Source organism: Synechococcus sp. NB0720_010 (assembly GCF_023078835.1).
Classification (GTDB): Bacteria; Cyanobacteriota; Cyanobacteriia; order PCC-6307; family Cyanobiaceae; genus Vulcanococcus.
In genome coordinates, this window is the sequence record NZ_CP090898.1 from 1,253,726 (window position 1) to 1,271,600 (window position 17,875).

Here is a 17,875-nt window from a genome sequence, read left to right on the forward strand (position 1 = left end):
TCAGTCGCTCGCCGAGGAACGGCGGCGGCGACGGCGGGGCTCACCGTTGTCGTCGACCTCCTCCACAACAGGAACAGCAACCACCGAGGCTGCAGCAACAGGGGCCTCTTCGGTGACCGCAACCGCACTGCTGCGGGTGCGCGTCCGAGTGCGGCCAGCGCGGGCCGGAGCCTCGTCTGCGGGAGCGGGTGAAGCCGCGGAATCAACGATCGCCACCGCCGGCAGTGGGGCCTCAGTGATCGCCACTTCTGTAATCGAGACCGTCGGCAGGGGTGTGATCGCCACACCCGTGGGTTCGGCCTGGGCGACAGCCACCGGAGCGGGTGTCGCGCCATGGCCGTTGCTGTTGGCAGTACTTCCGCCGCGACCGCGGCGGCGGCGGCGGGGACCGGCGGCGGCCAACTGCTGACGGGCCTCCTCGAGGACCGCCTCGGCGTCTTGACCTGGACGCACCACCCGCACCAACAGGTTGTCGGGATTGGGGGCGGGATCCAAGAGCAGGGCTGGGTTCAGACCCAACCAGCCGTAGACCAACTCCTGCTCAGGCTCCATCGGCACAGCGACCAATTCAGGCTCAGGCCGGCGGTTATGGCCTTCCGAGCTGGCGGCAGCAGAACTCTCAGCCTGGCCGGTGGCCAGCGAGGCGCTGTCCTCGTAGGCCGCCACCACCTCGCCCTCGGAGCCGCGGCCACCGCGACCACGTCCGCGGCGGCGGCCACCACTACCGCTCTCCAGTGCCGCCGGGGTTGAGGCTTCAGCACGGGCCGAGGCGGCCGAGCGAACCAAGCCGGAGACGCTGGCCAGGGGCTGGAGGGTGTCCTGTCCAGGCAGCACCACCACATGACCCAGACCGCCGCAACTGGGGCAGGCCCGGCCAAACAGCTCATAAATGTTCTGCCCCTGGCGCTTGCGGGTGAGTTCCACCAGGCCCAGTTCGCTGATCTGGGCGATCTGGGGACGGGCCGAATCGGAGCGCACCTCAGAGGTGAAGTGCTCCAGTAGCTGGAGCTGATCGCGCCTGGACTCCATATCGATGAAGTCGATGATCACGACACCACCGATGTTGCGCAGCTTCAGTTGGCGCGCAATTTCTGTCGCCGCCTCATAGTTGGTCCAGAGCACCGTCTCGCGGGCATTGGCCGAGCGGGTGAAGGAACCCGAGTTGACGTCAATGACGGTCAGGGCCTCGGTCGGCTCGATGATCACGTAACCGCCCGAGGGCAGATCCACCCGGGGCTTCAGGGCATCGCGAATCGCCGCATTGACCTTGTAGTGCTCAAGGATTTCGGTGGGCTCGCTGTGATGCTCCACCAGCACCTGCTGATGGTCACTACCCAAGAAGGTGTTGACCCGGGCGACCGCGTCGGGCGCGTCCACCACGATCCGCGCCAGCTCAGGGGTGTAGTGATCGCGCAGGATGCGATGGATGAAGTCGTCATCCCGGTTGAGCAGCACCGGGGGCGTCGCTGCCTCAGCGGCCGTCTGAATGGCCTCCCACTGGCGCAGCAGCGCCTCAAGATCGTCAATGAGCTGCTCTTCGCTGATGCCCTCCGCTTCGGTTCGGATCAGCAGACCAGCCCCAGGGGGCTTGATCAGGACGCCAAGGGCACGGAGGCGATTGCGCTCACTCTCAGCAGTGATCCGGCGCGAAATATTGACCCCTTGGCCGTGGGGCTGCAGCACCAAGAAACGACCCGGCAGGGTGAGATTTCCGGTCAGACGGGGCCCTTTGGTGCCCGTGGGCTCCTTCATCACCTGAACCAGCACCTTCTGGCGGGGCTCGAGCAATTCCGTGATGCCAACGGTGCCCTTCTTCAGGCGAAGGGGACCGAGGTCGGTGACATGAATAAAGCCGTTCTTCTCGCCCTCTCCGATGTTGACGAAGGCCGCGTCAATGCCGGGCAGGACGTTCTCGATCGTCCCGAGATACACGTCGCCGATTTGGTAGCGACCCTGTGCGACGACAAGCTCGTCAACACGCTCATCGGTGAGAACAGCGGCAATCCGCAGTTGCTCGGCGATGACGATCTGCTGGGGCATGGAAGGTCAGGAGATGACCTGCGCAGGGCAGGAGGGGATAAGAAATGACGAACCCAACGCAGCGCGTTGGCCTGAGACAGAGATCTGATCGCGGCATCGCCGATGCCGGGTGACTCCTGCCCGTGGGATGTGAAAAAAGCTCAGAGCGCGACGCCGAGGCTGAGGCTGCGGCGAAAGGTGGGGCGTTCAACCATCGAGGCTGAACACGAAAGAGTTGCGGGTGCCAATTGGTGCCCGTCTGAACAGCGCCGCCTGGAGCGACTTTCAGGAAGGGAAACTCGTGAAAGCTGCTGAGGAAGTTCCGATCGCTCTTAGCCAACATCGGCTGGCCGGGCGAGGGAGAGATCAATCAACCGACTTCGGTCAATCATCTGCCGTCCTGAACGCAAGCTAGCACGGTTGATTTCAAGAGCCAGAAGGGCTTTGCAGCAGTAACGAACGCCGCCGCAAACCGACCATGGCCAGCGGCAAAGCCAAGCTGGTTGAGAACCACTGCTGCAGCTGTTCCGGCTTCAAACTGCGGCCTGCAGGATCGACCACCGCGCTGTACTGGAGCTCCTGAAGATCCGGGTCCTCAGCCGAGCGGGGACGCCGTTCAACCTGCTGGAGATAGGGCCGCAAATCCCGCTGCCTCGCTCGACCTTTCTTATCGGTGTCCTCCCAAATCCAGGACTCCTGAGCCAGCAGTTGGGAGACCGCCTCGTCCCACACCTCGGGAGCAGCCATGGCATGGCCCTGCTCGACGCGCCACTGCACAGCCCAGGTCGCACCCGAGAGCTCCTGGGACAAGCTTGAGCCGAAGACCTCCACGGGGTAGACCTCCAGCAGCGCAAACCCAGGGGGAAGTTGGCGTTGCAACTGCTGGCGGGCGTGCTCAGGATCGAGCGTGGCCGTGAACTCGATATCCATCCATTCCCCATCGGCCTCGGCGCCCAGGGGGAGAGCCAAGGCAAATTGCACCCGAGGCAGGGGATGGAAGCCCCCGGTGAAGCTCGCCGGCAAACGCGAACGGCGTAGGGCCCGCTCCATCAGGCGCACCAAATCCAGGTGACTCAGCAGGGCCAAGGACCCTGTTTTGGCAAAGCGGAAGCGCAGGCGCTGCACACGCTCACTGGCGGGAGGCCGCTGGGGGCTCGGCTCAGGAATCTGCGGAGGGGCCACCACCACGTTGTGCCCCAACTCGGGGCCACAGACACCGCAGCTGCTGCAGCCCTCAAAGGAGCAGTCCGGCACCACCGCAGCAGCCAGGGCATTGCGCAGGTCCTCGGCCAGCCAGGTTTTCTCGACCCCTGAATCAATGTGGTCCCAGGGCAGGGGCTGAGCGCAGAAGGCCGCCAGATCACTGGGGTCCATGCCCTCAGCGGAACTCCACTCCCCCATCTCAAGCTCGCGGTAGCGCCCGCCCAGATCGGCCGCCTCAATCGCATCGGTCCAGGCCTGATAGGTGCGATCCGCCGCTTCAAACCAGGCATCCAACCCGGCCCCGGCGCGCCAGGCCGCCTCAATCACGGGCGCGAGGCGCCGGTCCCCCCGCCCGACAAAGTCCTCCATCGCCGAGAGGCGCACATCGGTGAAATTCGTCTTCAGCCCGCGCAGTTGGCGCAGGGCCTCCCGCAAGAGCTGCTGCCGGCGAACAAATTCAGCCGTGCTGACGCTGTGCCACTGGAAGGGGGTGTGGGGCTTGGGGGTGAAATTGCTGATGGTGAGGTTGAGCTCCAACCGCCCCAGATCACGGCACTGCTGTTGCAAGGAGCGGCAGGTCTCCGCAATGCCCAGGACGTCGGAATCGGTCTCCCCCGGCAGGCCGATCATGAAATAGAGCTTGACCTTGCGATAGCCGCTCTCCATCGCGGTGCGGATCCCCCGCAGCAGCTCGGCGTCGGTCAGGCCCTTGTTGACGATGTCCCGCAGGCGCTGGGTGCCGGCCTCGGGCGCAAAGGTCAAGCCCGCCTTGCGGGTCCCGCCCAGGATGTGGGCGATGTTCTCGTCGAAGCGGTCGACCCGCTGACTGGGCAGGGTCAAGGTGACGTTCTTATCGGCGAGGCGGTTGCGCAGCTCCACCCCCACCGCCGGCAGGGCCAGGTAGTCCGAGCAGCTCAGGGAGAGCAAGGAGAAATCGGAATAGCCCGTGCGCTCCATGCCTGTTTCGATGGCCTCCACCACGGCCTGTGGTTCCACGTCCCGGGCAGGACGGGTGAGCATCCCTGGCTGGCAGAAGCGGCAGCCCCGCGTACAGCCGCGGCGAATCTCCACGGTGAGGCGGTCGTGAACCGTCTCGATATGGGGCACCAAACCCATGGCGTAGTGGGGCATGGGCGTCGCGGTGCGGCGCATCACCCGCTTGGGGACCCCGGGATGCAGCGGCTGCTGGCTCACCCCGTCGGGGCCAGGTCCATAGAGGGAGGGGACATAGACCCCTGGCACCTGGGCCAGATCCAACAGCAGCGCGCGGCGACTGAGGCCCGCAGCCTTGGCCTCCGCGACCACTAGGCCGAGCTCGGGGAGGACCTCCTCGCCGTCCCCCAGGACAATGAAATCGAAAAAGGCGGCGAAGGGCTCGGGGTTACTGGTGGCGGTGGGGCCGCCGGCAAAAATCAACGGCGGGGCCTCTGGATCGCCCAGGGGGAGATCACCGCGATCGGCCGCCCGCACAGGGACCTGGGCCAACTCCAACATCGCCAGGATGTTGGTGGCGCCGAGTTCGTAACTCAGCGAGAAGCCGAGAATGTCGAAGGCGGGCAGCGGCCGGCGGCTTTCCACCGCGAAGAGGGGCTGCCCCCGCTCACGCAAACGCTGGGCGAGATCCGGGCCCGGCAGGTAACTGCGGTCACACAGCTGACCCGGAACGCTGTTGAGGATCGAATAGAGAATGATGTGGCCGGTGTTGCTCGAGCCGACCTCGTAGATCTCGGGATAAGTCAGGGCCCAGCGCACGTCGGCGGCCGGCCAGACCTGATCCCAGTCCCGCTCCTGCACCCCCAACTCGTTGCCGAGATACCGGCCTGGCTTGGCGATGCTGCGATCCACCAGGGCGTCGAAATCCACCGGTGCATCGAAAACGGCGGTCACAACAGCAGGCCCTGCACTGACTCGATCGTATGCAGAGGCACCCCAGGGGAGCCCCCTCCGCATAGGACAATCCGGCCAGTACAACCGGGTCCGCGCGACCCTTCGCTGAGATGGCCCAGGTCAACGGCAACTACCTCAAGCTCAAAGCGGGCTACCTCTTCCCTGAAATCGCACGTCGCGTCAAAGCTTTCAGCGAAGCGAACCCCAACGCTCCGATCATTCGCCTGGGCATTGGCGATGTCACCGAGCCCCTGCCCCAGGCCTGCCGCGATGCCATGAAGGCGGCCATCGACGAGATGGGAACCCGGGAGGGCTTCCATGGCTACGGCCCCGAGCAGGGCTACGCCTGGCTGCGCGAGAAGATCGCTACCCATGATTTCCAGGCCCGCGGCTGCGAGATCAGCGCCGAGGAGATCTTTGTCTCTGACGGCTCGAAGTGCGATAGCTCGAACATCCTCGACATCCTGGGCACCGGCAACCGCATTGCCGTCACCGATCCCGTCTACCCGGTGTACGTCGACAGCAACGTCATGGCGGGCCGCACGGGCGATGCCGATGACGCGGGCCAGTACGGCGGCCTGACCTACCTGCCCATCAGCGCCGACAACGGCTTCAGCGCCCAGATCCCCAGCGAGAAGGTGGATCTGATCTACCTCTGCTTCCCCAATAACCCCACGGGGGCGGTGGCAACGAAGGAGCAGCTCAAGGCCTGGGTGGACTACGCCCGCGCCAACGATGCCCTGATCCTGTTTGACGCGGCCTATGAGGCCTTCATCCAGGACCCCTCGCTGCCTCACTCCATCTACGAGATCGAGGGGGCCCGGGACTGCGCCATCGAGTTCCGCTCCTTCTCCAAGAACGCCGGTTTCACCGGCACCCGCTGCGCCCTGACCGTGGTGCCCCGTGGCCTAATGGGCACGGCCGCCAATGGCGAGAAGGTGGAACTCTGGGGCCTCTGGAACCGCCGCCAGTGCACCAAGTTCAACGGTGTCAGCTACATCGTTCAACGCGGCGCCGAAGCGGTCTATTCCGCGGACGGCCAAGCCCAGGTCAAAGGGCTGATCAGCTTCTACATGGAGAACGCCGCGATCATTCGCCGCGAACTCAGCGATGCAGGCCTGACGGTCTACGGCGGCGAGCAGGCTCCCTATGTCTGGATCAAGACCCCGGCCGGCGTGGACTCCTGGGGCTTCTTCGATCTGCTCTTGAGCCAAGCCAACGTGGTCGGCACCCCCGGCAGTGGTTTTGGTGCCGCGGGCGAAGGCTATTTCCGTCTTTCGGCCTTCAACAGCCGCGAGAACGTCAACGAAGCCATGCGCCGGATCAAGGCCGCCCTCGCCCCTGCTGCCGCTGCGGCCTGAGGCGCTGACTAAAGTCCCTACCTCGTCATACCGGAGCTGATCAGGATGATCCGATCAACTCAGGCGCCTGGCCGCGAGAGCGGCGGCGCCGCTGTGATGGAAAAAGCGCCGGAGCGGGTGCGCAAACCCTCGCCCCGCTACAAGGTGCTGCTCCACAACGACCCGGTGAACACCATGGAATACGTGGTGACCACCCTGCGGCAGGTGGTGCCCTCCCTGAGTGAGCAGGACGCCATCGCCGTGATGATGGAGGCCCACAACACCGGCGTGGGCCTGGTGATCGTCTGCGATATCGAGCCGGCGGAGTTCTACAGCGAAACCCTGAAGGCCAAGGGTCTCTCCAGCACGATCGAGCCCGAAGACTGATGCAGTCCCCCACCAGATCAACGTTGCACTGGTGGGGGACGCTGCTCTACGTCCCGGTCCTCTACGGATTGGGTTGGCTCAGCTCGCGGCCGCTGGCGCTGGTCTTCCCCCAATGGCGCCCTGACCAGGTGGACCTGGCTGGGGTGGTGGTTTCGCTGCTGCTACTGCTACTGACCCTGCCTTGGCGCTTGCGCCGCAGCTGGGGTGTCGACCATCCCTGGCAACAGCTCGGGGTTGTGGTGCGTCCCACCGCGGGCCTTCGCGCCTTCCTTCGCGGGCTGCTCAAGGCCGCTGGGCTGCTGTTCGGTGTGGTGGTGGTCCTGCTGCTCAGCGGCCAGAGCCAATGGCAGGGACAACTCACGGCCGGCCAAGTGCTCAACGCCATCGCCCTGCTGCTCGGGGTGGGATTCGCCGAGGAGTTGCTCTTTCGTGGTTGGCTCTGGGGCGAATTGGAGCTGCTGGGGGGCCGGCAACGGGCCATCGGGCTCCAGGCCGCGTTCTTTGCCCTGGTGCATCCCTGGTACCAGCTGCCCCCCATCGAAGCCATCGCCCTGTTGGTGGGACTGGTGCTACTGGGCCTCGCCTTAGCGCTGCAAAGACGCGCCGATCAAGGGGCACTCTGGGGATCCATTGGCCTACACGGCGGCTTAGTCGGGGGCTGGTTTGCGCTTCAGGCCGGACTGATCAGCCTGCCGGCAACCGCACCCGTTTGGCTGCTGGGTCCAGGTGGCGCCAATCCCAACCCGATCGGAGGCCTGCTGGGTTGGGCCGGACTGGCGGGGTTGATCGTGGTGCGCCGTCGCTGGTGGCGCTGATCTAACGGGTCGCCGTTGCCAAGGCCTTTCGCCCCTCGACCGGAGCGCGCAACGCCTCCTCCAGTGGAGCCGTGCCGTAATCACGCTCCAAGAGATCAATCACCGTGCGACCAAAGTCGGCGGGATTGCGCTCAAACGCCTCCAGGCAAATGCGCCCAAAGGTGCTGCCCATCGGTTCGGGGTTCCAGAGGAGTTGCCGCGCCGTCCAGGGAAGCATGCTCATCGGGTTGTAGCCCGGCTTGATCAGGCCCTGATCAAAGCCGTACTGCTCCAGGTGCGTGTGGGGTTGCAAGCCAATGAAAAAGATCGCGGGCTCAACCTTGTCGGCACCAAAAATGCGCTCCAGCTCGCGGTGGTAGGCAACGGTCTGACGAATCGTCTCCGGACGCTCGTCGATGACGTTGAAGGAGTAGTTCACCGAGACGTGCTCCTTGAAGCCAGCCTCGGCCAAGAGGCGACAGTTCTCAAGCACGGTGCGGAGGTTGTAGCCCATCCGCATCTTGCGCACGAGCTCCTGGGACCCCGAGGTAATGCCGATCTCGAAGTAGTCCATGCCGGTGTCGACCATCAGCTGGGCCAGCTCGGCGTCGAGGTTGTCGGCTCGGATGTAGGCCGCCCAGCGGATGTCCGTCCAGCCCTGGGCCTTTACCGCCCGCAGAAGCTCCTTGGCATCGTCGATGTAGCGGCGCGCCGGGATGAATTGCGCATCGGTGAACCAGAAGCCGCGCACCCCACGCCGATAGAGCTGATGCATCTCGGCGATGACCTCCTCGACGGGATTGACCCGGACGGCCTTGCCCTCCACCACCGTGTAGACGCAGTAGCAGCAGTTGTGGGGGCAGCCCCGCTTGGTCTGAACGCCGACGTAGAAGTCGCCCCCATCGAGATACCAATCCAGCTGGGGCCAAATCGAGGCGATGTAGTCGTAGTCGCAGGCCGTCTTCTCCATGCCGGAGGGCTGCTCATGAATCAGACCGGGCCGAGGCGCTTCACCCGCCAGAAAACAGCGCTCGCCCTCGAGGGACTCCCCACGCAGGAGCTTCTCGAGCAAGGGCTCTCCTTCGCCAACGGAGACCACGGTGCCCCGGGGTAGCCGTTTGCCGAGCTGTTCGTAGAAGACGCTGACCGCGCCTCCGCCCAAGACCGCCTGGGCCTCTGGGTGATGACGGCGCGCGCGCTTCAGGCCACGGCGGACCAAGCGCAAATTGCGCCAGAGCTCCCCGTAAAAGGAGGCCATCAAACGCAACCCGCCAAAGGCACCGCGCAGACGGCGAACGGGATTCAGGGCGTAGAAGACCTCAAAGGAGTTCTGCAGAGGGTTGCCCCCGCGACCATCCACCGGGGCATAGATCTGAATGTCCCGCCAGGAAAAGACCAGAACGGTGGGCCGGAAGCTCTCGATCCGCTCCAGCAGCACCGCCTCGACATCCAGCAGGGGGACAGCAGCCAGATCAAGGATCTGCTGGGCCAGTCCGGGGAATTGTTTGTGCAGATGATCGGCCAGATACACCGGGCCAATCGGGAAAATCGGATTGCAGGGGAGCCGCACGAGCAACACCCGCTGATCAGCTGGCGGTAGTGGTCTCAAGCTGCGACGCCCATGGCGAAGTTGGACGCTAACAAGCAGCTGTTGTCCAACGTTGTTGGAGGGTTTCGTCGATCCGCTCGACCCTCTCCCGCAGAGCAGGCGGCAATCGACGCCACCAGTGCTGATGCGTGCAGGTGCGCGGTTTGAGTTGCCAGCCAGAGGCCTCAAGCACCGCGCGCAGCTGGCTGATCGCCGGTTGGGGATAGGCGGGATTAATCACGTCCTCCAGATCGATCCCGCCGAGGTCATCGATGCCAGCAGCCAAGGCAGAGGGCAGGGACGCCAAAGGCCAGAGATTGGGTGGCGTCTGCAGGTGCACCTCCTGCGGCAAGAGGGACCGGGCATCGGCGATCAACTCCAGGAGATCCCCTTGCTCGGATTCGCTCAGAACAACCGCTGAATCACCATCGGGTCGCCAGGGCTGAAGGATCACTTCCTGCAGGTGCCCCCAGCGCAACTGGAGATCCCGCAGCAGCTCCAAGGCCCTGATGCGATCAGCGCGGCTTTCGCCCACGCCCAACAGCAGCCCCGTGGTGAAAGGGATACCCAAGCGTCCTGCCTGCTCGAGTTGAGCCAGGCGAACCTCCAGACGCTTGCTGGGGGCGCGGGCATGCAGGGGCTCATAGGCAGGACCGAGCCCCTCCAACATCAAGCCCATCGAGGGATTGCTCCGGCCAAGGCGCGCCATTTCCTGACAGCTCAGGGGACCCGCATTCGTGTGGGGAAGCCGGCCCTGATCCAGGGCGAGCTGGCTGAGCTGCAGCAGACGGCTGAACCAGGCAGCGCGGCCCGCTGATCCAGGCGCCTCTTCACCGCTCAACAGCAACACCTCAGCAGCGGCGGGACGCTCACGCAGCTGCAGCAGGGCCTCCTCAGCCGTGAGTGGTACAGCCAGTGCTGGGGAGACGCGAAAACTGCAGTAGCCGCAGCGGTTGAAGCAGCCGCGGGTCGGAACCAACGTGACGCTGGGACTCCAGGTGACGACGGCCTCAGCAGGCACGGAACGCGCAGCGACAAGCGGGACTGATGCCACCGATTAGCAGGACTTGGGGGCCGGAAAGCCTGAGAAGGCGTTAACGCGTCGCAATGTCGCGCAAACATCCGTTACATTGGGTATGGCAGGGCGGGTTACCGACCTGTCCTTCCCTAACCGCCAAGCGTTCGCGCCCGGCACTTCTTTCCCGTACTCATGACGACCACCCTCCAGCAGCGCCAAGGCGCTTCTGCGTGGAACCAGTTCTGCGAGTGGGTCACCAGCACCGACAACCGCCTCTATGTGGGTTGGTTCGGCGTTCTGATGATTCCCTGCCTGCTGGCCGCCACCATCTGCTTCATCGTTGCGTTCATCGCAGCACCCCCCGTCGACATCGACGGCATCCGTGAGCCTGTTGCTGGCTCCCTGATCTACGGAAACAACATCATCTCTGGTGCTGTTATCCCCTCCAGCAACGCCATCGGCCTGCACTTCTATCCCATCTGGGAAGCCGCCAGCCTCGACGAGTGGCTGTACAACGGTGGTCCTTTCCAGCTGGTTGTTTTCCACTTCCTCATCGGCATCTACGCCTACATGGGTCGTGAGTGGGAACTCTCCTACCGCCTCGGCATGCGCCCCTGGATCTGCGTTGCTTACAGCGCACCCGTGGCTGCTGCTTCCGCTGTGTTCCTGGTGTATCCCTTCGGTCAGGGCTCCTTCTCGGACGCCATGCCCCTCGGCATCTCCGGCACCTTCAACTACATGCTGGTGTTCCAGGCTGAGCACAACATCCTGATGCACCCCTTCCACATGCTTGGTGTGGCTGGTGTCTTCGGTGGTTCCCTGTTCTCCGCCATGCACGGCTCCCTGGTGACCTCCTCCCTGGTGCGTGAAACCACCGAGAGCGAGTCCCAGAACTACGGCTACAAGTTCGGCCAAGAGGAAGAGACCTACAACATCGTGGCTGCCCACGGTTACTTCGGTCGCCTGATCTTCCAATACGCCTCCTTCAACAACAGCCGCAGCCTTCACTTCTTCCTGGCTGCCTGGCCCGTCGTTGGCATCTGGTTCACCGCCCTGGGCGTCAGCACCATGGCCTTCAACCTGAACGGCTTCAACTTCAACCAGTCGATCCTGGATTCCCAGGGTCGTGTGCTGAACACCTGGGCTGACGTGCTGAACCGCGCCAACCTCGGTATGGAAGTGATGCACGAGCGCAACGCTCACAACTTCCCCCTCGACCTGGCTGCAGCTGAGTCCACCCCCGTGGCTCTGACCGCACCCGCCATCGGCTGAGGTTGATCCTCAAACCAAAAGGTTCAATCTCGGTTGAACCAGAAGCCCCCTCGCAAGAGGGGGCTTTTTGTTGGGGGGGGCGCTAGGCCTTGGTCCAGGTCACAGGCCTGCGGCGGTTGGGATAGAGCTCCTGACAGAGGGGACAGACCCGCCCATCACAACCACGAGCCGTGCAGAACTCCCTGCCATAAAAAATGATCTGCAGGTGAAGCTTGTTCCAGGCGTCCTTGGGGAACAGCCGCTTGAGATCCGTTTCAGTGCGAGCCACGCTGACGCCACTGCTCAAGCCCCAGCGCTGAGCCAAGCGGTGGATGTGGGTGTCCACGGGAAAAGCCGGGACCCCGAAGGCTTGAGCCATCACCACACTGGCGGTCTTATGGCCCACCCCCGGCAGCGCCTCGAGGGCTGAAAAACTGGCGGGGACCTCACCCCCATGGCGCTCCAGCAGGAGCTCCGCGAGACGCTTGACATTGCGAGCCTTGGTTTTCGCCAAGCCCAGCTGCCGGATGTAGTCCAGGATTTCGGACTCAGGCAGCGCCGCCATGGCCTGGGGTGTTGCTCCAGCGGCAAAGAGGGCTGGCGTCACCTCGTTGACCTTCTTATCCGTGCACTGGGCACTGAGTAGGACCGCGATCAACAGGGTGAAGGGATCGCTGTGGTCCAACGGGATCGGCGTCTCGGGGTAATGCTCCTCAAGGCGCTGCATGATCAGCGCCGCGCGCTCCTGCTTCCTCAAGACCGAACGCTGCTGCAACCAAAGCCCAGTTTGTAGGCTCGCACCAGCGCACTCAGCCCATGGGAAGCAGCTTCGGCGATCTCTTCCGCATCAGCACCTTCGGCGAATCCCACGGCGGCGGGGTTGGCGTGATTGTGGAGGGTTGTCCGCCGCGACTGGAACTCGACCTCGAGGCGATCCAAGCCGAGCTGGATCGACGCAAACCAGGCCAAAGCAAGATCACAACCCCCCGCAAAGAAGACGATCGGGTGGAAGTCCTCAGTGGTCTGCTCGATGGGGTCACCCTCGGCACCCCGATCGCAATGGTGGTGCGCAACAAAGACCAGCGTCCCCAGGACTACAAGGAGATGGAGGTGGCCTTCCGCCCCTCCCACGCCGATGCCACCTACCAAGCGAAATACGGCATCCAGGCCCGTAGTGGTGGCGGGCGCGCCTCAGCGCGGGAGACGATCGGTCGGGTCGCCGCTGGGGCCATCGCCAAGCAGCTGCTGAGCAAAGCCCACGGCACAGAAGTGGTGGCCTGGGTCAAACGCATTCATGACATCGAGGCCGAGATCGATCCAGCAGCGGTGACCCTTGAGGCCGTCGAAAGCAACATCGTGCGCTGCCCCAATGCCGCTGTTGCGGAGCGGATGATCGAGCGGATCGAAGCCATCGGGCGGGAAGGGGACTCCTGCGGTGGCGTGATCGAGTGTGTGGTTCGCGGCGTACCCGCCGGCTTGGGCATGCCCGTCTTCGACAAGCTTGAGGCCGATCTGGCCAAGGCGGTGATGTCCCTACCGGCCACCAAAGGCTTTGAGATCGGCTCCGGATTTGCCGGAACCTTGCTCAAGGGCAGCGAACACAACGATGCGTTCTTGCCCACTGGAGATGGCAGCCTGCACACCGCCACCAACAACTCTGGCGGAATTCAGGGGGGGATCAGCAACGGCGAGGCGATCGTGATCCGTGTGGCCTTCAAGCCAACGGCCACGATCCGCAAGGCCCAACAAACGATCAATGCCCGGGGTGAGGCCACGACCCTGGAAGCAAAAGGTCGGCACGACCCCTGCGTGTTGCCCAGGGCCGTACCGATGGTGGAGGCGATGGTCGCCCTTGTGCTGGCTGATCACCTGCTGCGGCAGCAGGGTCAGTGCAGCCTCTGGTGAGAGCGGATCAACGCAGGCTGGTCAGCTGAGCAGCGCCGTTGTTGCCGTTGGTCGAGGGTGCGGAACCCAAACGGCCGACGGCCTTCGCCATACGCTTCGCCACTGAGCCACCGCGGGTGGCCCCGGTCTTCTTCACCGGGTTGCGTGCTGCTTTTTTAGCGACCGGCTTGGCCTTGGGCGCAACCTTGGATTTCGCAGCAGCGGCAGGCTTGGCCTTCGCGGCAGTGCTCGCAGCTTTCTTCGGAGCTGCTTTCTTCACCGCTGTGGCTTTCGCCGCAGGCTTGGCCTTGGCGGCAGCGCGCTTGGTGGTGGTTGCCGATGCCTTTTTGGCAGCGGTCTTCTTGGGGGCGGCTTTCTTGGGCGCCGCTTTACTGATGGTGCTGCGGCTGCGGTGGCTCAGGATCAGAGCCCATTCCGCATCCGAGAGGTTCGCGGGCTTGGCGCCATGGGCATTGGCGAGCTTGGCCGCTTTCTCAATGTCGGAAATGAGGTTTTTCCAAGAGGTCGCGAAACGCTTGTCGGATTGCGACTTAGCTCCGCTTTCAACCAGGGTCTCGACGACCCCAGCTGCAGAGACCTTCTTGCGGCGGCGATTGAAAATCTCCTTTTGGAGCTGAGCGATCAGAGCATCAGCTTTATCGCTCAACTTGATGGTGAGTTGAGACATAGGTCGAAAGACGTCTATCCCATGAGTAACACTCTGGACTCAACCTGACAACAAGTCGCCATTGGCGCGCTGCTCGAGCCATGCCAGCAGCGCCGTCAACCCTGGCCGCAATTGCAGGGGTTGCTGTGGGCCTTGAGACGTCTCAAACAAGCTCCCTCCCAAGGCCACCGCATCGACTCCGGACTCCAACCAGAGACGTGCATCCAGGGCTGACAACCCTCCTGCCGCAATGCAATAGGGCAATGGCGACAGGGGTCCTGCAAGCGAGTTCCAATAGCTCGCACCCAGACTGCTGGCCGGGAAAAGCTTCACTGCGGGCGCACCCAAGGCCTGGGCCCGTGCCACTTCCGACGGGGTGTAGACACCAGGAATCAAGGTGATCCTGGCCTGTTGCGCTTTCGCCAAAAGCTCAGGCTCAAGGATGGGCGAGACGACATAGTCCAAACCGGCGGATTGAGCCGCCGCCAATCCTTTCAGGCATCGCACCGACGCAGCACCCAGGCGCAGTGACGGAAAAGACTGGCGCAGCTCCATCGCCAACTCAACCCAGGCGGGAGTGAGAGCAACCGCCAGCTCGACATGGCGCAGACCTGCTTCAACAAGGAGGTTCAGTTGGTGCTGGGCCTGCTGAAGCTCAGAAACACGAAGCACCGCCAGCACAGGCTGGCGGTGCAATCCCCTGAGAAGCCCAGAGGGATCTGAGGCGAGGACCTCAGACGTATTCAGCAACTCGGACATCGCTGCGGATCAACAGCTCCTGCAGATCCTCAGCATCCACCGTCTCGCGCTCAACGAGCATCTCAGCGAGCTCATCAAGAACGCTGCGGTTTCCATTGAGAACGGCGATCGCCCGCTTGTAGGCCTCTGCCACCAGCAAGCTGACCTCTTCATCGATCGCAGCGGCAGTGTCTTCCGAGAAGTCACGCTCAGCTGCGATGTCACGGCCGAGGAACATGCCGCCCTGGCTGCGACCCAGGGCCACAGGACCAAGGCGATCGCTCATGCCAAAGCGCGTGACCATCTGACGGGCCACCCGAGCCACCTGCTGGAGGTCGTTGGAGGCGCCGGTGGTGACTTCGTCTTCGCCATAGACGATCTCTTCGGCAACCCGGCCACCCAGGGCAACAGCCATCTGGTTCTGGAGATAGGCGCGGGAGTACAGACCGGACTCCATGCGCTCTTCACTGGGGGTGAAGAAGGTCAGACCACCAGCGTTACCGCGGGGAATGATCGAGATCTTCTGCACCGGGTCGTAGTCGGGCATCAGGGCGCCAACCAAGGCGTGACCCGCCTCGTGATAGGCCACAAGGCGCTTGCGCTTCTCGCTCATCACCCGGTCCTTCTTCTCAGGACCAGCCATGACCCGCTCAATCGCATCATTCACCTCGTCCATGGAGACTTCGGTGAGCTGACGGCGAGCCGCCAGGATCGCGGCTTCGTTGAGGAGGTTGGCGAGATCGGCGCCGGTGTAGCCAGGGGTCCGGCGGGCGATCTTGTCGAGATCAACGTCCTTAGACAGGGTCTTGCCGCGGGCATGGACCCCAAGGATCTGCAGACGACCGGCGTAGTCCGGGCGATCGACGACCACCTGGCGATCGAAACGACCGGGACGCATCAGTGCTGCGTCCAGAACGTCAGGGCGGTTGGTTGCCGCGACGATGATGATGCCGGTGTTGCCCTCAAAGCCATCCATCTCCGTCAGGAGCTGGTTGAGGGTTTGTTCACGCTCGTCATTGCCACCGCCGAGACCAGCGCCGCGTTGACGACCGACAGCGTCGATCTCGTCGATGAAGACGATGCAAGGGGCGTTCTTCTTGGCCTGCTCAAACAGGTCACGGACGCGGCTGGCGCCCACACCAACGAACATCTCGACGAACTCCGAACCGGAGATCGAGAAGAAGGGGACACCGGCCTCGCCGGCAACGGCCTTCGCCAGAAGGGTCTTACCGGTACCGGGAGGACCCACAAGCAGGACACCTTTGGGGATCTTCGCGCCGACGGCGGTAAAGCGGTCGGGGTTCTTGAGGAAGTCGACGACCTCGGTCAACTCGAGCTTGGCGCCTTCAATGCCGGCCACATCACCAAAGGTGACCTGGGTCTCGGGCTCCATCTGAACCCGGGCCTTGCTCTTGCCGAAGTTCATCGCGGGGTTGCCGCCACCGCCCTGGGCGCGGCGCAGCAGGAAGAACAGGCCACCCAGCAGCAGCAGGGGGAAAATCAGGGAACCAATGGCCTGCTGCCAAGCCTGGGGCTGACGGGAGGGCTCAACGGCGATATCGACCTTGTGACCTTCCAGGAGCTTCAGCAGGTCCTTGTCAGGAGCGAGGTTGACCACGGCGCGCTGGCCGTCGTTCTCCACCACCTGGGCCGTGCCCCGATCGGGAGCGATCAGCACCCGGGAGACCTCGTTGGCTTCAACGGCTTCCACGAAGTCGCTGTAGCGGAGGGTGCGCGGCGCATTGGCGGGATCAGGACGATCCAGGAAGGCCGTACCCACGGCGATCACCACTACGGCTAGGAGGACGTAAAGCCCCGCATTGCGCCAGCGCTTCTTCACTTGCTTCTCCGCTTGTTCGAGGACAGTGATTAAGGAATGTTAACCGGACTCAGGCTGCTGAACGCAGAACCTCGACAACGCTCTTGAAGGCGAACCATTCGGGGATTTCCTCACCGCCCCGCAGCATCTGGCGGAACTGGGTGCCGCTGAGCTTGCGGATGTGCAGACCGCGGGCATCGGCGTGCTCGGCCGTCACATAGCCCTCTTCCTCGGTGTAGACGAGGTTCAAGGACGGCACAGTCTCCATGCCCAGTTCAGGAGCGTTCTCACGGGCGAAGTCCTGGGCCTGATACGGGCCATAGAAGTCCTCACCGCTGATGGAGGACTTACAGCCAGCCATGTCGCGGCCAATGATGAAGTGGGTGCAGCCGTAGTTCTTGCGGATGATCATGTGCTGCAGCGCCTCCCGGGGCCCAGCCATGTGCATCGAGTAGGGGAGGTAGGCCCAACGGATGCGGGGGTTGTTCACCTCAGCCGCCAGGCGCTCATAGGTCTGGAAGCGAACAGCACCGGGGATGTCGTCGTCCTGGGTCGGTCCGCAGGTGGGGTGCACCAGGACCACGCCCTGATCGCTCACGTTGGTGGCATCAAGAGCCCGGGTGAAGAGCTCGTAGTGGGCGCGGTGGATCGGGTTACGGCACTGGAAGGCCACGACGTCCTGGCCCTCAGGCAGGTTGGCGCGCACCTCAGCCGGGGTTTTGCAGGGGAAGACACGCTCAGGCAGCTCCAGGCCTTGAATCGAGCCACCCAGGTAGAAGCGACCGCGCTCGGTGGCGATCATCTTCACGGCAGGGTGCTCCAGGGAGGAGGTGCCGTAGCAGCCGACGGCTTCACGAGCCTTGTCCGGCTCCCACTTGCTCTCGACCGTCATCACCGCCAGCTCTTGACCGCGATAGGTCAGCAGCAGCTTTTGGCCGACGGCGATGTCATCGCGATCGGTATCCATCACGATCGGCAGGCCAAAGAGAAGGCCGCTGGTGGTGCGGTTCTTCTCCACCACCGAGAGATAGTCGTCCTGGTGCATGAAGCCGCGCAGCGGCGAGAAGCCACCCACCATCAGCAGCTCGACGTCGCAGGCATTGCGATCGGAGCACTCGACCACGTGATCCACGCCGGCCTTGAGCGCATCACGCTGATCGGCAGGCACCCGCAGGTCCACAAGGGTGCCGCCGTGGGGAGCGATCAAACCCGAACGGGTTGCTGCAGCTGCGGAGGTCATGGCGGCGAGGGATGGATCCAATGCCGGCGATTCTCCCAGA

At 63.8% G+C, this 17,875-nt stretch carries 14 protein-coding genes; 5 read left to right on the forward strand and 9 right to left on the reverse strand.

Annotated features, from left to right (window positions below):
• Complete coding sequence (locus LY254_RS06730; RefSeq protein ID WP_247476271.1) at positions 1–2,040, reverse strand: Rne/Rng family ribonuclease; 2,040 nt, start codon at positions 2,038–2,040, stop codon at positions 1–3.
• A 405-nt stretch (positions 2,041–2,445) separates the two neighbouring features.
• Positions 2,446–5,109, reverse strand: coding sequence for a TIGR03960 family B12-binding radical SAM protein (locus LY254_RS06735; protein WP_247476273.1), 2,664 nt, complete (start codon positions 5,107–5,109; stop codon positions 2,446–2,448).
• A 110-nt stretch (positions 5,110–5,219) separates the two neighbouring features.
• Here LY254_RS06735 and LY254_RS06740 point away from each other — a divergent pair, with 110 nt between their 5' ends.
• The 3 genes from LY254_RS06740 to LY254_RS06750 are packed head-to-tail and all read left to right on the forward strand — an operon-like array spanning position 5,220 to position 7,651.
• Positions 5,220–6,470 carry an LL-diaminopimelate aminotransferase gene (locus LY254_RS06740; protein WP_247476275.1) on the forward strand — a complete coding sequence of 417 codons (1,251 nt, stop codon included), beginning with the start codon at positions 5,220–5,222 and terminating at the stop codon, positions 6,468–6,470.
• Between the two features lie 45 nt (positions 6,471–6,515).
• Positions 6,516–6,836, forward strand: coding sequence for an ATP-dependent Clp protease adapter ClpS (gene clpS / locus LY254_RS06745; RefSeq protein WP_247476277.1), 321 nt, complete (start codon positions 6,516–6,518; stop codon positions 6,834–6,836).
• Positions 6,836–7,651 carry a CPBP family intramembrane glutamic endopeptidase gene (locus LY254_RS06750; protein ID WP_247476278.1) on the forward strand — a complete coding sequence of 272 codons (816 nt, stop codon included), beginning with the start codon at positions 6,836–6,838 and terminating at the stop codon, positions 7,649–7,651. The genes clpS and LY254_RS06750 overlap by 1 nt, the downstream gene beginning before the upstream one ends.
• Position 7,652: 1 nt before the next feature.
• Here LY254_RS06750 and LY254_RS06755 read toward each other — a convergent pair whose 3' ends face one another.
• The gene (locus LY254_RS06755; RefSeq protein WP_247476279.1) at positions 7,653–9,209 is read right to left on the reverse strand and encodes a photosystem II high light acclimation radical SAM protein; all 1,557 of its coding nucleotides are present in this window, start codon (positions 9,207–9,209) and stop codon (positions 7,653–7,655) included.
• 58 nt (positions 9,210–9,267) lie between these two features.
• Complete coding sequence (gene cofG / locus LY254_RS06760) at positions 9,268–10,239, reverse strand: 7,8-didemethyl-8-hydroxy-5-deazariboflavin synthase subunit CofG (RefSeq protein ID WP_247476281.1); 972 nt, start codon at positions 10,237–10,239, stop codon at positions 9,268–9,270.
• 189 nt (positions 10,240–10,428) lie between these two features.
• On the opposite strand from cofG, the gene psbA reads away from it, so the two are divergent.
• Positions 10,429–11,508, forward strand: coding sequence for a photosystem II q(b) protein (gene psbA, locus LY254_RS06765; RefSeq protein ID WP_247476282.1), 1,080 nt, complete (start codon positions 10,429–10,431; stop codon positions 11,506–11,508).
• 82 nt (positions 11,509–11,590) lie between these two features.
• Here psbA and nth read toward each other — a convergent pair whose 3' ends face one another.
• Entirely contained in the window at positions 11,591–12,244 is a 654-nt protein-coding gene (gene nth, locus LY254_RS06770; RefSeq protein ID WP_247479781.1) for an endonuclease III, read from the reverse strand.
• Positions 12,245–12,303: 59 nt separating this feature from the next.
• Here nth and aroC point away from each other — a divergent pair, with 59 nt between their 5' ends.
• Positions 12,304–13,392 (forward strand): chorismate synthase, encoded by a 1,089-nt coding sequence (gene aroC, locus LY254_RS06775; RefSeq protein ID WP_010314571.1) that lies wholly within the window; start codon positions 12,304–12,306, stop codon positions 13,390–13,392.
• A 7-nt stretch (positions 13,393–13,399) separates the two neighbouring features.
• On the opposite strand, the gene LY254_RS06780 is transcribed toward aroC, so the two are convergent.
• From LY254_RS06780 to sat, 4 genes are read right to left on the reverse strand one after another with little or no spacing between them, the layout of a single operon-like run.
• Positions 13,400–14,059 (reverse strand): hypothetical protein, encoded by a 660-nt coding sequence (locus LY254_RS06780; protein ID WP_247476284.1) that lies wholly within the window; start codon positions 14,057–14,059, stop codon positions 13,400–13,402.
• A gap of 39 nt (positions 14,060–14,098) precedes the next feature.
• Positions 14,099–14,797 (reverse strand): bifunctional 4-hydroxy-2-oxoglutarate aldolase/2-dehydro-3-deoxy-phosphogluconate aldolase, encoded by a 699-nt coding sequence (locus LY254_RS06785; RefSeq protein ID WP_247476285.1) that lies wholly within the window; start codon positions 14,795–14,797, stop codon positions 14,099–14,101.
• A complete protein-coding gene (gene ftsH3 / locus LY254_RS06790; RefSeq protein WP_010314566.1) occupies positions 14,772–16,616 on the reverse strand; it encodes an ATP-dependent zinc metalloprotease FtsH3 in 1,845 nt (614 codons plus the stop codon). The genes LY254_RS06785 and ftsH3 overlap by 26 nt, the downstream gene beginning before the upstream one ends.
• Before the next feature lie 49 nt (positions 16,617–16,665).
• Positions 16,666–17,835: a sulfate adenylyltransferase gene (gene sat, locus LY254_RS06795; protein ID WP_247476287.1), complete on the reverse strand. Its 1,170-nt coding sequence runs from the start codon at positions 17,833–17,835 to the stop codon at positions 16,666–16,668.
• Positions 17,836–17,875 lie beyond the last annotated feature (40 nt).

Coding starts and splice junctions, on each gene's coding strand:
- LY254_RS06740 (WP_247476275.1), top strand. CDS start 5,220: ATGGCCCAGGTCAACGGCAACTACCTCAAGCTCAAAGCGGGCTACCTC.
- psbA (WP_247476282.1), top strand. CDS start 10,429: ATGACGACCACCCTCCAGCAGCGCCAAGGCGCTTCTGCGTGGAACCAG.
- aroC (WP_010314571.1), top strand. CDS start 12,304: ATGGGAAGCAGCTTCGGCGATCTCTTCCGCATCAGCACCTTCGGCGAA.
- LY254_RS06785 (WP_247476285.1), bottom strand. CDS start 14,797: ATGTCCGAGTTGCTGAATACGTCTGAGGTCCTCGCCTCAGATCCCTCT.
- LY254_RS06750 (WP_247476278.1), top strand. CDS start 6,836: ATGCAGTCCCCCACCAGATCAACGTTGCACTGGTGGGGGACGCTGCTC.
- LY254_RS06780 (WP_247476284.1), bottom strand. CDS start 14,059: ATGTCTCAACTCACCATCAAGTTGAGCGATAAAGCTGATGCTCTGATC.
- sat (WP_247476287.1), bottom strand. CDS start 17,835: ATGACCTCCGCAGCTGCAGCAACCCGTTCGGGTTTGATCGCTCCCCAC.
- clpS (WP_247476277.1), top strand. CDS start 6,516: ATGATCCGATCAACTCAGGCGCCTGGCCGCGAGAGCGGCGGCGCCGCT.
- LY254_RS06730 (WP_247476271.1), bottom strand. CDS start 2,040: ATGCCCCAGCAGATCGTCATCGCCGAGCAACTGCGGATTGCCGCTGTT.